The following is a 13,605-nucleotide window of genomic DNA, read 5'->3' as shown; positions in this document are numbered from 1 at the left end:
AAAACGCGTCCGCAATTATCGGCTTTTTGGAGGGGGCGCAGCACGCAACCCACCGAAGAGCGCTGATTGCTGCGCCTGCACGTTCATTTTTTCTTAAATAAAATATCTGCGATCGCAACAGAACAAATTTCCCTTGGGGTCGCGTCGTCTTTGTGCCCATTTCAACCGGGTAACCTCCATTCTCAACCTGACTCAGCAGTTAGAAATAGCGAGGGGTGGATGTTTTCACAGATCATCGCGACTTGTGTATTTTGTTGCTTGCCCCAGTACCCCAATTTCTACACAAACCTCAGAAGAAGCCATGCGATCGCAGTTCCTAAACGAATTGTGAAATTCCTGTAACCTATGATTCTCAAAGGGTTGTAGGGTCGTTTTTTGCTGTGGCAGATGTAAAATTGTGTTCCAATATACAGATTTCAAGTCTGTACCTTGATGGAATCTGTAATAATTCGATCCCAGCTTACAGGTAATTTTTACTACGCAAATCCTTTGAATTCTTGTAATTCAATTTGGGTTTGCCGATTTATAATTCCTCTGCTGATTGGATTTAGGATTCTGCACTTATCGCAGGGTTTTTCCAAATTTATCTGTGGCTGCTTGTTGTAGGTTCTTCTCTAAGTGCGAATGTGCGGCTTTTTAAGCAAAAGTCGCGGGCTATTTTTGTGTAACAAGGAACGTCAACCAATGTCTAGATTAGTTCTGAGGAAAAGAAGTAAGCGGCGATCGCCAGATTGGCGTAGCGCTGCAAGCGTTGTGAGCGAGGTATCTTCAAATCTCAAGTCGATCAAGTCTCTTTCTCCAGCTTGGCAAGCCTGCATTCCCTTGTTCGCCTTGGTTTTGTTGGTTGCCACGGCCACAAGTTCATTTGCGCAAGATGCATCGGTAGAAGACGCTGTAGCGACCCTGCAAGTCGGCCTTGACACCATGTGGGTGGTGGTGGCTGGCGCGTTGGTGTTCTTTATGAACGCTGGTTTCGGCATGCTCGAAGCGGGCTTCTGCCGCCAAAAGAACGCCGTCAACATTTTGGCTAAAAACCTGGTGGTGTTTGCTTTGGCAACCATTGCCTACTGGTTTATTGGCTGGGGTCTCATGTTTGGTGATGGCAACCCCTTCTTTGGTACCAGCGGTCTCTTCTTCCTCTCTGGTCCAGACAACAGCCCCGCCATTGATGATTACGAAGGCGTTTACAGCGCAATTAGCTGGGCTGGCGTCCCCTTGGCTGCGAAGTTCTTCTTCCAGCTTGTGTTCGCTGGAACCGCTGCCACGATCGTTTCGGGTGCAGTGGCCGAGCGCGTGAAGTTTATCGACTTCATCATCTTCAGCTTGCTGTTGGTGGGTATTGCCTACCCCATCACGGGTCATATGGTTTGGGGCGGCGGCTTTTTGGCGGGCGCTGGTTTCTGGGACTTTGCGGGTTCCACGGTTGTGCACGCTGTCGGCGGTTGGGCAGCTCTGATGGGTGCTGCGTTCCTTGGCCCTCGCATTGGTAAGTACAACGAAGATGGTTCGCCCAATGCATTGCCCGGCCACAACATGGCGATCGCCACGTTGGGTTGTTTGATTCTGTGGTTGGGCTGGTTTGGCTTTAACCCCGGTTCTACCATGGGTGTTGGCGATGGTTCGGGGATTGCTCACATTGCCTTGACCACCAATATTGCGGCTGCATTCGGTGGCGTTGCTGCAACCATTACCGCTTGGGTATTGTTAGGCAAGCCTGACCTGTCCATGATCATCAACGGTGTGCTGGCTGGCTTGGTTGCGGTAACTGCGCCTTGCGCCTGGGTAACCGCAGGTGGTGCTGCCATCATCGGTATCATTGGTGGCATCCTGGTGGTGCTCGCTGTGGGCTTCTTCGACAAACTCAAGATTGATGACCCCGTGGGTGCAACTTCCGTTCACTTGGTCAACGGTTTGTGGGGTACTCTGGCGGTTGGTTTGTTTGCCGTTGGTCCTGAGCATTCCAGCGGTCTGTACAGTGAGGGCGCTGGCCCTGCTGCTGGCTTGTTCTACGGTGGTGGTATTGGTCAGCTATGGATTCAGTTTGCAGGCACCATGCTGGTCGGCTTGATCACTGTTGTTCTTAGCTCGATCTTCTGGATTATCCTCAAGAGCGTGTTGGGTATTCGTGTCAGCCCCGAAGAAGAGTTGATGGGTCTTGATATTGGTGAGCATGGCATGGAAGCTTATGCTGGCTTTGTGAAGGATGCAACTGGTGCCCCTGCAGGTGTGTCAGTCTCCTCTTCTACGGGCATTGCGAACTAGTTCACATTTGCACTAGATTTTGCGTTTGTTTTTCAGCATTCAGCAGGCAAGAGGATATCCTCTTGCCTTTCTTTTTGCCTTTCTTTATTGTGGGGCGATCGCATTGACCGAGTTATAGGGTGGGGTGGTGTCAGTACAGAAATGCAGGAAAGATTGAATCCAAAGGTTTTAGAGGTAAATGCTCAATTTTGAGGCGGGATCGCTATGATTCAAACATTCATGGAATTTGTTTTTGGACGTTAGGTGGGCTGAGGCCAATGGGCGATCGCCACATTCGGATTAGGGAACTATTGCATCCGCTGAAGCACCATGTTCATCGACTATGGGATGCCTCACCCTGGACATTGATTGCCTTGGGGCTAAATGGTGGAGTTGCCCTGTTATTTGGGTTCATGAGCCTTGGGTCTCATCAGTCCAGCGATGCCCAAGCTGTAGTGCGGCCATTTAGTCATGCCATTCGGCCTAGCCCTGTTTTAGGCGAACGGCACCAGCTCAACTATGACCAGTGGGTACAGCTATTGGCGCAAGAGGCGCAAGTTGCGGCCACCCAACAACCGGACCACCTCACCATTTTGCTGGGAGACTCGATTAGCCTGTGGTTTCCCAATGATTTGCTACCGCCGAATCGGTACTGGCTCAATCAGGGTATTTCGGGAGATACCTCTGAGGGGGTGCTGGGGCGCCTGTCGTTGCTAGATGCTACCAATCCGCAAACGATTTTGCTGATGATTGGCATCAATGACTTGCTACGCGGCGTTGACGATGAGGTGATCTTGCAAAATTACACAGCGATTATTCAATACCTGAAACAAGCACATCCCGAGACTCAAATTGTAGTGCAGTCGATTTTGCCTCATGCCAGCGAAGCCGCAACCTGGGAGGGGCGCGATCGCCTATTGAAAATTCCCAATGATCGCATTCGAAACTTGAACTTGCGCCTTGCTGAGTTGGCAGCTAGCGAGGGGGTGTATTTTATGAACTTGTATACGTTGTTTGCAGATAACCGCAATCGGCTACGAGTGGATTTAAGCACCGATGGTCTACATCTAAATCCACAGGGCTATCTAGTCTGGCGAAGTGGCTTACAAATGTATATTCAGCAAGTCTTAGAAGCAAAAGGTTAAGCTTAGCGGTCAGCAATGACTGGGGCGATCGCTGAGCGTGAGATTACGATAGATTGCTGCTCACACTGTTTTATAAACAGGGCTAACGTTTTCCCAAGCTGTAAGTCAAACCTGTTAGCTTTTGATAGAGACATCAGAGAAGTAGGGTAAGGTAAAGGCAGAGGCGTTCCATCAACCTGTTATCGATTCACTCTTGATGCTGATCTCGTTCAGCAAATTTCTTACGCCGCCTTTTCAGTCCATAGAGCCTGTATCGTAGGCAGTTGGTTTTGCTCATCTTTATTAGATAACAGCAGGATTTCTTCCTTACATTGCTGATGCCCCAAATGCAGGGTTAGGAGCATCAGTAAGACTCAACTGGTTGTAAACAAGGAAGTCTGACTTTCAAGCATTGTCTTGAAAGCCTGTGTTGGCCTGTTTGTTGACATGGGCGCTGTGGTTTGCGTTACGTTGCATTGTTGTTGTACGGAGATTCTATGCAGTATTTGCTCATGGATGCACATTCACGATTTTTGGGTACGTTCACATCGCAAAAGCTTTTAGCAGTTGGAGATACGTTTCAAAATACAAATGCTAAAACCTATGCTGTGGTAGGAGTGAATTGGAACGGGCAAAGTGGAGAAGCGGCCCATTCCATTACTGTGATGCCAGTTAATGCACCCGCCCGGCAATAGCGATCGCATGGGATGAGGTGTATCAGCAATTGCTATTGCTATCTCATGCACTTCCCCTGATTTTCTCTATATCTTTGATTGATGTCTTTGAGGCGATCGCACTCAACGATTGCCGCCTCATCTTAACGATTGAAACTCGACCCTGCCCTAAAGGCGGGGTTATTTTTTATGGTCTGTTTTTTTAATGGCGTCCAGGTACTTATCTAAATTGTCCTGTTGCAATGTTGCAAGAATCATTCAGATGTCAAATAGCGAATTGATGCAAAAGATTGTGGGTTATCGACAACGATTGAAGGTCTCTCTGGGGTTAATCCAGGCTTGGTTCAGGGCTTTTCTAGACCTGATATGGGGTGAACGGTGCAAGGACTACAAGGGCGATCGCTAGGAAACCGCGAAGCAAAGTTAGGGGATTCAAGCCTTTGGGCATTCTGTAGCAGACAGAGATTTCCACGGTTACAAAAGACCCAATTCACTCAAACAAATTCATTCAAACCAATACGCTCAGCGAGAGCACAAGGCAGAGCACAAGGCGCTTGGGTGAGGCACCGCTCCAACCGCTGACTCAGCAGCACGTTTGGATATGACGAGCGCAGCATCATTGCGATGAACAGACACGACGGTATGGATGGATCTCTGTTTCGCTTCGTATCGTTCGACGGGCCCTTTCACCCAATCTCCACGTTTTGCTCAACATGAGGTAACTTTCAGCATGATGGAACCATTCAAGACGCTGTTTAGCGCTCAGGGCTATATTCCCCATGGCCACTGCTATTTATGGAAACCCCAGTTAGTTTGGTTGCATGTTTTGTCAAATGGTGCGATCGCCGTGGCGTATTTCTCCATTCCAGTGCTGTTGGTGTACTTTATTCGCCGTCGTAAAGATGTTCCGTTTAACGGCGTATTCATGCTGTTTGGAGCGTTTATTGTGGCTTGTGGGCTGGGGCATGTCATGGATATTTGGACGATTTGGCACCCAACCTATTGGCTCACAGGGGTGATCAAAGCCCTAACGGCCATCATTTCAATCTACACTGCCATTGAACTGATTCCTTTAATTCCCAAGGCGTTGGCGCTGCCCAGCCCAGCCCAGCTAGAAGCCGCAAACCGAGACTTGGCTGAGGCCTTGCAGCATCTTCAACAAACTCAAACGCAGCTCATTCAAACGGAGAAAATGTCGACGCTGGGGCAGTTGGTGGCTGGTATTGCGCACGAAATCAACAATCCCGTGAACTTTATCTACGGCAATCTTAGTCATGTGAGCGATTACACCGAGGAGTTGCTGGCTCTGCTGCAAACGTATCAACACACCTATCCTCAACCCGAATCACCAATTAAAGAAGCGATCGCTGAAAGTGACCTCTCATTTATTCAGACTGATCTACCCAAAATTTTGGCATCCATTCGGTTAGGGGCCGATCGCATTCGGCAGCTTGTGTTGTCATTGCGCAACTTTTCGCGGATGGATGCGATTCACACTTCACAAGTGAATGTGCATGACCTGATCGACAGCACTCTGTTGATTTTGCAACCTCGCCTGCGGCCCAAGGCTCAGCATTTGGGCATTCAGCTTGTCAAAAACTATGGCAATTTGCCCGCTGTGGAGTGCTATCCTGGGCAGCTGAATCAGGTGTTGATGAATTTGTTGTGCAATGCGATCGATGCGATTGAACAACAGGCCGAGTCGCAGGCGATCGCCTCCGATCAGTGGATGGGCACCATTACGGTGCAAACCCAGATGATTGATGCATCTCATGTTGAGCTACGCATTGGTGATACAGGCCCTGGTATTGCAGCGGACGTGAAGTCTCGGATATTTGATGTGTTCTTCACCACAAAACCCGTCGGAAAAGGAACTGGGATGGGATTGGCCATTAGCCGACAGGTGATCGAGCGCCATCAAGGGACGCTGGTGTGCGAGTCACAACCAGGCCAGGGAACCCAATTCATCATGACGTTCCCCATCCGGCTACCAGCCGTGGCCCCTGCTGGTTTAGAGGCAGCTTCCTCCGTTCCTGGAACCGTTTTATCGGCAATTTAGCGAATTAAAGACTTCCGATGCAGTAATGCTGGCATGCTCGCCCACCGACATCAGCACGACGAGATGGCGTTGCTCATCTAAAACCGCTGTTGCCTCATACCGTACCGCAGCAATGGGTACCACAGCCCCTGGTAACAGGGCGGTGCCCTCGCTGACCGTTACTGGCGTGATGACATTGCAGAGGGCGCGTGGTTCTTCGCGGGTAGCGGTAGCCTGGAACTCGCCATCAATGTCGTAGGAAATGGAAAAGCCAGGCATCGACAGTAAACTAAAGTCTGATTCACCGTCGGCATAGCCCAATCGGGCTCGCGACTCGATGGGGGTTCGGGCGAGCAGCAGTTCGACTTGGTCGGTGGTGGTGGAATCGGCACTGCTCACAACGGCCATCTTGACACTGCCAATGTTCAGCCCAAATTCGCCTTGAGAACCTCCGGGAATGTCGTAGCTCATAATGCTCTGAGCGATCGCTCTGGCCCGTTCGGGATCGGTTGAGTTGCGAACAGCCTTGTGGGTTAACCCCATGAGCGCCACAACGACGAGCACGACCGCTCCCATGGCAATGCCAAATCCCTCCCAAATGCTGACGGGATAGAGAGTGGATGGAGAAGTCGGTGGGTTGGAGGACGACATGGCTCAATGGCGGTAGCTAAAGCTGGTTGCGTGCCTTGATGTGAAGATAGCGCTCAACGAGTTGATTGGAGATGTGGTGGGCAGGGGCATCAAGCACCAATACGCCTTGCTGCCGCAGCTTGGCCTGAGCCAAGCGCCGCTGTGCCAATAGATCGAGCGCTACCGCTTGAGAGTAGGCAGCGGGCACATCTTGCGCTATGGTGTGCGCCCGAGCATCCATGAGGGGATCGCGTAGCAGCACACAAAAAGAGAGATAACGCGGTGTGAGTCGTCCCATTGCCGTCAACAGCTCACTCGATGCGGTTTCATCCACGAGATCGGTGAGCACCACCACGAGGGCACGACGCGTTTGCTGGGATGTAGCCGTGGTGATGGCACCCAAATAATCAGGCTCGAGCATGGCGGGCTGCAGCGGCGTGAGACGCTCAATCAACGTAGCCAAACGAGATTGCCCCCGCTCTGGCGGTACCCAAACTTGCATGGTGCGATCGAACACCCCTAAGCCAACGCGATCGCCCCGATTGAGTCCGGTGAGAGCCAGCGACAGCGCCGCATTCATCCCCCAGTCAAACCGCGTCAAACCCTGCACTTGGGCTGTCATCAATCGTCCTCGATCTAGCAGAATGATCAGGGTTTGTTCTTGCTCGGGTTCCAGCACTCGCACCAGTAGTCGGCTGCGGCGAGCCGTGGCCTTCCAGTCAATCAGGCGGGGATCGTCGCCAGTGCTGTATTCTCGTAGCTCGGTAAACTCGGTGCCCATGCCCGATCGCCGGGCCTTGCGGATATTACCCGAGGTTTGCAGCGTCAGCCGAATCGAGAGCTCCTTTAAACCCAACAAATCGGGATAGACCGCAGCGGTGGCTGTTTGGGAAATGCGCCATTCGTGCCATGCCAAGCCCCACTGGCCCCGCTGGCGCACCCAAATATCGCCCCAGGTATATTCTCCGCGAGCGGTTGGAAAGACGGTATAGCGAACATCTTGCGGAGTTGACTCGACAAGGGCCAGCTGGAGCTGTGGCGGTGTGGCCGTAAACGCTTGGGGATAGTCGTCTCGGATTTGCAGCACCGTTGGGCGATCGCGCGCTGGGCCAAATTGATTGCCTTCAGCCGGCTGCACCGTGAGATGAATGGCATTGTCCCGGCCAATGGAAAGCTTAGAGAGCGATTGGCGAGTCACGCGAACTCGATGGGATCGCACCCGACGCGCATCTGTCCAGGCCAAGCCCAGCCACACCCCATCCCACAGCAACATGAGGGCGATCGCCACAGACAGGGGCGGAGCTTGCACCAGGTCGCCCGGGTACAGGCTGACCACCAAACCCAAGATCGTTCCCAGTAGCAGGAGTTGGTAGAAACGGGCAGTTGGAATCATCGGGGTACGGGCACCTGTCCCAAAATTGACGTAATCACACCATCCGCATTCAGTCCATCCAGTTGAGCTTCGGGTCTGAGAATGAGCCGATGCCGCAACAAGGGAAGTGCGATCGCCTTCACATCATCAGGAGTCACATAGTCGCGCTGATTGAGCCATGCGTGGGCCTTGCTGGCCTGCAACCACGCCACGGCACAGCGCGGCGATGCCCCCAGCGCCAAGTCGGGATGCTGGCGGGTTCGCTGCACCAATGCCTGCAAATAGTCGAGTAATGCGTCTGTGAGTTTGACCTGGCGCACATCCTGCCGACCCTGCAACACCTGCTCCACCGACAGCACCGGGCGAATGTTGGCCAAACCCTGCCGCTTGGTTTGCAATCCGGCCTGGGCGTTCAACAGCATTTGCCGTTCGGCCTTGGCTTCGGGATAGTCCACCACGAGCTTGAACAAAAAACGATCGAGCTGCGCTTCGGGCAAGGGGTAGGTGCCCTCAAATTCCAGAGAGTTTTGCGTTGCGATGACCCAAAACAAGGCGGGCAGTGACAGACTCTCGCCATCAATGGTGACTTGCTGCTCCTCCATGGCTTCTAGCAGCGCGGCCTGGGTTTTGGGTGGGGTACGGTTAATCTCGTCGGCAAGCAAAATTTGAGTGAACACAGGGCCTTGGCGCAGGGTAAAGCTGCGCGTATTCAAGTCAAAAATGTTGGTGCCAATGATATCGGAGGGCAGGATATCGGGCGTAAGCTGCACCCGGCGAAAATCGGCCTGAATCAACTGTGCCAATACTTTGACCAGTAGCGTTTTGCCAGTACCAGGCACTCCTTCTAAAATGACGTGCCCACCACACAACAGCGCCACCACCAACTGCTGGACAACGCTCGATTGACCAACCACGACCTTTCCCAGGGTTTGGGAGAGCTGGGTAAATGCATCAAGAGATTGGGGCATAACGTCCTCGGGATCTAACCATCGAAATACTCATCGTCATCCTCATGGGCATGACCAACTAGGGCAGAAACTGTCGGAGGGACTGGATTTGGGCGAGCCACGCAGCCAGAGCCCGATCGCTCCGGTGAGGAATGGGTTGGACGAGTGGCGTCAGGGCATCGGCAGGTTGGCTCGTTTGCTGGGTCCAGGCTGCTGCGAGAGTCTCGGGATCAACGGGATCGACCCCAAGGCCGAGCGATCGCTGCAAAGCTGCCTGGGTTGCTTTGCCCACGGTTTGCTGCACAAACTCGTTGCACTCTGCTTTGTGCAAGACGGCCCCCAATGCCTGAATGTAGGCATCGCTATTGTTTGCGGGGGGCGCGATCGCCGGACGTGGTGGGCCGAGCCGCCGATGCCCCACCATCCCCAACAGCACCAAAATTCCGGCTTGAATCAGCACGAGCAAGACGGGCGTTTGAGCAAAGTAGCTCAGCAAACTGCCACGGGCCTCTGACTCTATCGCTTCGCGATCGCGATAGCCATGCAGGTACTCATCCACATAAATGGGGTGACCTGGCTCGGCCACTAAATCCGCCAGAAACCGAAAATTGCCCGGCGCATCCTGATAGGCATTCGCCGCCAGATGGGGAGTCACCACAGTCACGTATTGGCCTTGGCCCAGGGTGCGCTGCGCCACCACCGCCCCAAACTCATCGGCCAGCAGAATGCGATCGCGCGATTCTCCTGTGTCCTGCACAGCCACCACTTGACCTTCAGGGATGGGGGCTTCATTGGGCGGAGAATTGGGTGCCGAAGCGGTCGGGAAGCGGCGACGGGTTGCAAGGCTCACCGAGCCTACATCACTGGGCAGATTAGAACGGAAGGGCGCTTCTGTAACGGGCGATCGCACCCCAACGGCCACCAGCACATTGCCTCGACGAATCCAATTTTCGAAATAGGAGCTGGCAGGAACGAGATCGGGATACACCTGCAAGAGCGTGATGGGTTCAGACGGTGGTTCGGCGGCTGAAGCCCCTGGCTCGGTTGAGTCTGGCTCGGTGGTATCTGGCTGGATGGCCTCTGGCTCGGTTGAGTCTGGCTCGGTGGCATCTGGCTGGATGGCATTTGGCTCGGTGGCATCTGGCTGGGTGGAATTTGACTCAACCAGATCCGACTCCGGGCGCTGCCAGCGCTGCACCTCAATTCCCTGCTCGGCCATGTAGGCGTACCACGCTCCGTAACCGTCGGGCGCACGACTATAGGTTGAACCCCGAAGCGACCGACTGGCATTGGGTGCGGCGATCGCACTGAGCAGAACTAAAGTGCCCAGTGCGATCGCCGTCATCCAAATTTGGCGCTTGCTCAGCGTTAACGTCACTCTAGCTCCTGATAGGCTCGACGACACTGCTCATACTCTTCTGCTGTTCCCCTAGAGGCCGTCGTTGCCCCAAACCACAACTGCTCATGCATGGTAATCAACGTTTGGTACGCACGAGAATGCCCAATATCCTGCACCAGAGCCAAATATTCCCCATCGGTACGACTTGGCTGCAATGCAACGAGTTCTGCATCACTCAATCGCCGCAACGCCGCCATGTATAACGCTCGACATGCTTCTCGATAGTCGCCTTGTTGCTGTGCTTGGCGCGATCGCTCTACCCATGCCGCCACACTCACGTCATCGACCGATGCCCCATTGGCCATGGCCGATGACCGTGTTTGCAGCCACCACGGCGTGATCCAATAGGGAGCCAGCAATTGCCATAACTGCCACAGCGCCCAAGCGGCGACTCCGACAACCACCAACCAAAATACAGTTTGCGTTAACCAGGGCGGAATTGACAGATCCGGTGGCTGGCGGTTGGGATCATTCTGAAAGAATCGCAGTTCCACCCATTCCCCTACCTCTTGCAGCCATTGCTGCACCTGCCAACCCGGGCTGGTTCTCTGAAAATCTTGAGCATTCACCTGAGCATTCATGGAGCTGCTTGATACGCATTCTCTAGGCAAGACTAGCTCATCCCATGCCGTTCTGAACCGCGCGATATCAAAAATAAACGTGAATTTGTCAGGGCGATCGCCCCCCTACGATACCCAACCCCTCTCAACTCTCAACAATCGAAACCAAAGAAATGTTGAATATTACCGTATAAAATTAGCTTTAAACCTCAAAAACTTTTTAAAGTAAGTTTTATGAGCTTAGATGAGATCGATTCGAAAATTATTGTCCATCTCATGCAGTTTGGGCGGGCAACTTGGTCTGATCTGGCTGCCTTGTTGGGGCTCTCAGCTCCAGCGACAGCCGATCGCGTTCGTCGGTTAGAAGACAAGCAAATCATCCATGGCTACAGCGCTCGCATCAATCCTGAAGCGGTGGGCATGCATCTCACAGCATTTGTGGCTGTAACCCTAGAGCGGCCCGAACATCGCGCGCCATTTTTGGCATGGGTGCAGCAGCAGCCCGCCATTCAGGAATGCCACCACACGGCTGGCGACGATGACTATTGGCTCAAGGTGCGCTGTCAGCAGACCCGTGACTTAGAACGCCTCGTGAGTGATGAACTCAAAGGTCTGCCGGGTGTAGTGCGATCGCGCACCACCATCGTGTTATTCACCGTGAAAGAAACCCCCGTTCTGCCCCTCTAGCTCCGCAGATGTCTGGCACAGGCTGTCAGAACAGCCAGGGATAGGTGGAGATAGGCATAGCGCAGACCACAGGTGGGGTTACGAGCATCGTTGATAAAACACATCCGTTTACCTCCAACCTTTCACCTCCAACGACACAAAACGACATGGACATGAGTTTCTTCCTGCGAGGTTTGGTGATAGGCTTTTCGATTGCAGCCCCCGTTGGGCCAATTGGGATTTTGTGCATTCAGCGTACCCTAACCCACGGACGATGGGTGGGGCTGGTTTCAGGATTGGGTGCTGCTACTGCTGACGCTATATATGGTGTGATTGCCGGGTATGGATTCACGCTCATATCTGCTATCCTGGTTGGTCAAACGCTATGGCTGCGGTTATTCGGCGGAATTTTCCTCATTTATCTGGGTGTCAAAACATTTCGCTCAAAGCCTGCCGAACACAGCGCTGTAGCAACGTTTGACGGAATGGTCAGTGCTTACTTTTCTACCGTGCTGCTGACACTGAGCAACCCAGCCACAATTCTTGCTTTTGTGGCCGTGTTCGCTGGGTTAGACCTTGCAACAGCAAGTGATCCTCTACGCAGCAATGATGCGGAACGTTTTACGGCAGCGGTGTTAGTCTTAGGTGTGTTTCTGGGCTCAGCGCTTTGGTGGCTATTGTTGAGCACGGGGGTCAGTCTGGTTCAATCACGGTTTAATTCTCGTCGCTTGCGATGGCTAAACAGAGTTTCTGGAATCGTACTTTTGGGATTTGGCATGGTGGCGTTGCTGCCATGGCCGTTGCCCTAATATCGCTGGCATGCATTGTGGGCATGGTGGCGATCGCCCCGGCCGTACGGGCGCAATCTCCGATATTGCAGGCACAATCGGTTGAAAGCTTGCAGCAACAGCGGCAGCAAATCGAGAAAAAGCGCGAAGAGGTGAAGCAACAGCGCCAAGAAATTCAAAACCTTGAACAGTCAACGCAGCAGCGGCTAGAAGGGCTCTCCGATCAGATTGAGAACACCGCCGAAGAAATTAAAGACAACGAGGTACGCCTCGCCCAGGCAAACACACGCCTCAAAAAACTGGAAGAAGAGTATGCAGAAGCCGAGCGCGCCTACCAGCAGCAGCAATCTGCAACGGTGGGTCGCCTCAAGTTTTTGCAGCGGCAGCAGGGAAGTCGTGGCTGGGCGGTGCTCTTGCAAAGCCGCAATTTGAATGAGTTTCTGGATCGACGGTATCAGCTTCGGCGAGTGTATGCTGCCGATCGCCAAATGCTAGAACACCTTGAAGCAGATGCAAACAAGCTAGAGCAACGGCGGCGCGATGTTGAACGCCAGAAAAATGAGATTGCTTTGCTCACGCAGGAGTTGCTCAGCCGTAAGGCAGCCTATGAGCAGCAAGCCGATGTACAGGAAGGGTTACTATCTCGATTCCAGCGCGATCGCCAAGCGTTAGAAGAAGCGGAATCTCAGTTGGAACGCGATTCTAGCAATTTGGCTGGCTTGATTCGCCAGCGGTTGGATATTGCGGCACGCAGCAGTGCTGTGATTCGTGGAACGGGTATTTTTAGTATTCCCACCGAGGGGCGACTCACCAGTAACTTTGGCTATCGGGTGCATCCCATTTTAGGGAAACGGCGGTTCCATGCTGGGATTGATTTTGGAGCACCGCAGGGCACCACCATTCGCGCTGCGGATACGGGTGTGGTCATTTATGCGGGGTGGTATGGAGGCTACGGGCGCTCGGTCATTATCGATCACGGCAATCGGATTTCGACGCTGTATGCTCACTCCAGCCGAATCTTTGTGGCAGAGGGGCAGCGGGTTGAGCGGGGTCAGGCGATCGCCGCCGTTGGGTCAACGGGCTTTTCGACGGGGCCTCATTTGCACTTTGAGGTGCGCCGCAACGGAGAACCCGTCAACCCAATTGATTTCTTTTGAGAAGGGGTT

Annotated in this window: 12 protein-coding genes; 7 read left to right on the top strand and 5 right to left on the bottom strand. The window is 53.2% G+C overall.

What is annotated here, in order from left to right:
* The first annotated feature begins 684 nt into the window (after positions 1 to 684).
* The 4 genes from ACQ4M4_RS10170 (at position 685) to ACQ4M4_RS10155 (ending at position 6,098) form a co-directional block, all read left to right on the top strand.
* Positions 685 to 2,262: an ammonium transporter gene (locus ACQ4M4_RS10170; RefSeq protein ID WP_430684384.1), complete on the top strand. Its 1,578-nt coding sequence runs from the start codon at positions 685 to 687 to the stop codon at positions 2,260 to 2,262.
* A gap of 257 nt (positions 2,263 to 2,519) precedes the next feature.
* A complete protein-coding gene (locus ACQ4M4_RS10165; RefSeq protein ID WP_430684383.1) occupies positions 2,520 to 3,386 on the top strand; it encodes a GDSL-type esterase/lipase family protein in 867 nt (288 codons plus the stop codon).
* Positions 3,387 to 3,862: 476 nt separating this feature from the next.
* Complete coding sequence (locus ACQ4M4_RS10160) at positions 3,863 to 4,060, top strand: hypothetical protein (RefSeq protein WP_430684382.1); 198 nt, start codon at positions 3,863 to 3,865, stop codon at positions 4,058 to 4,060.
* A gap of 709 nt (positions 4,061 to 4,769) precedes the next feature.
* Entirely contained in the window at positions 4,770 to 6,098 is a 1,329-nt protein-coding gene (locus tag ACQ4M4_RS10155; RefSeq protein ID WP_430684381.1) for a sensor histidine kinase, read from the top strand.
* Here the strand turns inward: ACQ4M4_RS10155 and ACQ4M4_RS10150 are convergent.
* From ACQ4M4_RS10150 to ACQ4M4_RS10130, 5 genes are read right to left on the bottom strand one after another with little or no spacing between them, the layout of a single operon-like run.
* Positions 6,084 to 6,728: a hypothetical protein gene (locus ACQ4M4_RS10150; protein WP_430684380.1), complete on the bottom strand. Its 645-nt coding sequence runs from the start codon at positions 6,726 to 6,728 to the stop codon at positions 6,084 to 6,086. The genes ACQ4M4_RS10155 and ACQ4M4_RS10150 overlap by 15 nt on opposite strands.
* Positions 6,729 to 6,744: 16 nt before the next feature.
* Entirely contained in the window at positions 6,745 to 8,100 is a 1,356-nt protein-coding gene (locus ACQ4M4_RS10145; protein ID WP_430684379.1) for a DUF58 domain-containing protein, read from the bottom strand.
* Positions 8,097 to 9,047, bottom strand: a complete 951-nt coding sequence (locus tag ACQ4M4_RS10140; RefSeq protein WP_430684378.1) for an AAA family ATPase — start codon at positions 9,045 to 9,047, stop codon at positions 8,097 to 8,099. The genes ACQ4M4_RS10145 and ACQ4M4_RS10140 overlap by 4 nt, the downstream gene beginning before the upstream one ends.
* Positions 9,048 to 9,105: 58 nt before the next feature.
* Complete coding sequence (locus tag ACQ4M4_RS10135) at positions 9,106 to 10,404, bottom strand: DUF4350 domain-containing protein (RefSeq protein ID WP_430684377.1); 1,299 nt, start codon at positions 10,402 to 10,404, stop codon at positions 9,106 to 9,108.
* Complete coding sequence (locus tag ACQ4M4_RS10130; protein ID WP_430684376.1) at positions 10,401 to 11,006, bottom strand: DUF4129 domain-containing protein; 606 nt, start codon at positions 11,004 to 11,006, stop codon at positions 10,401 to 10,403. Before ACQ4M4_RS10130 ends, ACQ4M4_RS10135 begins: the two co-directional genes overlap by 4 nt.
* A 213-nt stretch (positions 11,007 to 11,219) precedes the next feature.
* Between ACQ4M4_RS10130 and ACQ4M4_RS10125 the strand changes: the two genes are divergently transcribed.
* The 3 genes from ACQ4M4_RS10125 to ACQ4M4_RS10115 all read left to right on the top strand — a co-directional run bounded on the left by ACQ4M4_RS10125 (position 11,220) and on the right by ACQ4M4_RS10115 (position 13,596).
* Positions 11,220 to 11,672: an Lrp/AsnC family transcriptional regulator gene (locus ACQ4M4_RS10125; protein WP_430684375.1), complete on the top strand. Its 453-nt coding sequence runs from the start codon at positions 11,220 to 11,222 to the stop codon at positions 11,670 to 11,672.
* A gap of 152 nt (positions 11,673 to 11,824) precedes the next feature.
* Positions 11,825 to 12,460, top strand: coding sequence for a LysE family translocator (locus ACQ4M4_RS10120; protein WP_430684374.1), 636 nt, complete (start codon positions 11,825 to 11,827; stop codon positions 12,458 to 12,460).
* Positions 12,445 to 13,596, top strand: a complete 1,152-nt coding sequence (locus ACQ4M4_RS10115) for a murein hydrolase activator EnvC family protein (RefSeq protein ID WP_430684373.1) — start codon at positions 12,445 to 12,447, stop codon at positions 13,594 to 13,596. Before ACQ4M4_RS10120 ends, ACQ4M4_RS10115 begins: the two co-directional genes overlap by 16 nt.
* Positions 13,597 to 13,605: the final 9 nt, after the last annotated feature.

Origin of the sequence: Leptolyngbya sp. AN02str, from assembly GCF_050565595.1 — a bacterium.
GTDB lineage: Bacteria > Cyanobacteriota > Cyanobacteriia > Elainellales > Elainellaceae > Kaiparowitsia.
Note: the sequence above shows the minus strand (reverse complement) of the source record. Positions and strands in the feature narration are given on the sequence as shown.

Bases quoted from the DNA above. Each gene is read 5' to 3' on its own strand.
- ACQ4M4_RS10170 (WP_430684384.1), top strand. From the start codon at position 685: ATGTCTAGATTAGTTCTGAGGAAAAGAAGTAAGCGGCGATCGCCAGAT.
- ACQ4M4_RS10165 (WP_430684383.1), top strand. From the start codon at position 2,520: ATGGGCGATCGCCACATTCGGATTAGGGAACTATTGCATCCGCTGAAG.
- ACQ4M4_RS10160 (WP_430684382.1), top strand. From the start codon at position 3,863: ATGCAGTATTTGCTCATGGATGCACATTCACGATTTTTGGGTACGTTC.
- ACQ4M4_RS10155 (WP_430684381.1), top strand. From the start codon at position 4,770: ATGATGGAACCATTCAAGACGCTGTTTAGCGCTCAGGGCTATATTCCC.
- ACQ4M4_RS10150 (WP_430684380.1), bottom strand. From the start codon at position 6,728: ATGTCGTCCTCCAACCCACCGACTTCTCCATCCACTCTCTATCCCGTC.
- ACQ4M4_RS10145 (WP_430684379.1), bottom strand. From the start codon at position 8,100: ATGATTCCAACTGCCCGTTTCTACCAACTCCTGCTACTGGGAACGATC.
- ACQ4M4_RS10140 (WP_430684378.1), bottom strand. From the start codon at position 9,047: ATGCCCCAATCTCTTGATGCATTTACCCAGCTCTCCCAAACCCTGGGA.
- ACQ4M4_RS10130 (WP_430684376.1), bottom strand. From the start codon at position 11,006: ATGAATGCTCAGGTGAATGCTCAAGATTTTCAGAGAACCAGCCCGGGT.
- ACQ4M4_RS10125 (WP_430684375.1), top strand. From the start codon at position 11,220: ATGAGCTTAGATGAGATCGATTCGAAAATTATTGTCCATCTCATGCAG.
- ACQ4M4_RS10120 (WP_430684374.1), top strand. From the start codon at position 11,825: ATGAGTTTCTTCCTGCGAGGTTTGGTGATAGGCTTTTCGATTGCAGCC.
- ACQ4M4_RS10115 (WP_430684373.1), top strand. From the start codon at position 12,445: ATGGCCGTTGCCCTAATATCGCTGGCATGCATTGTGGGCATGGTGGCG.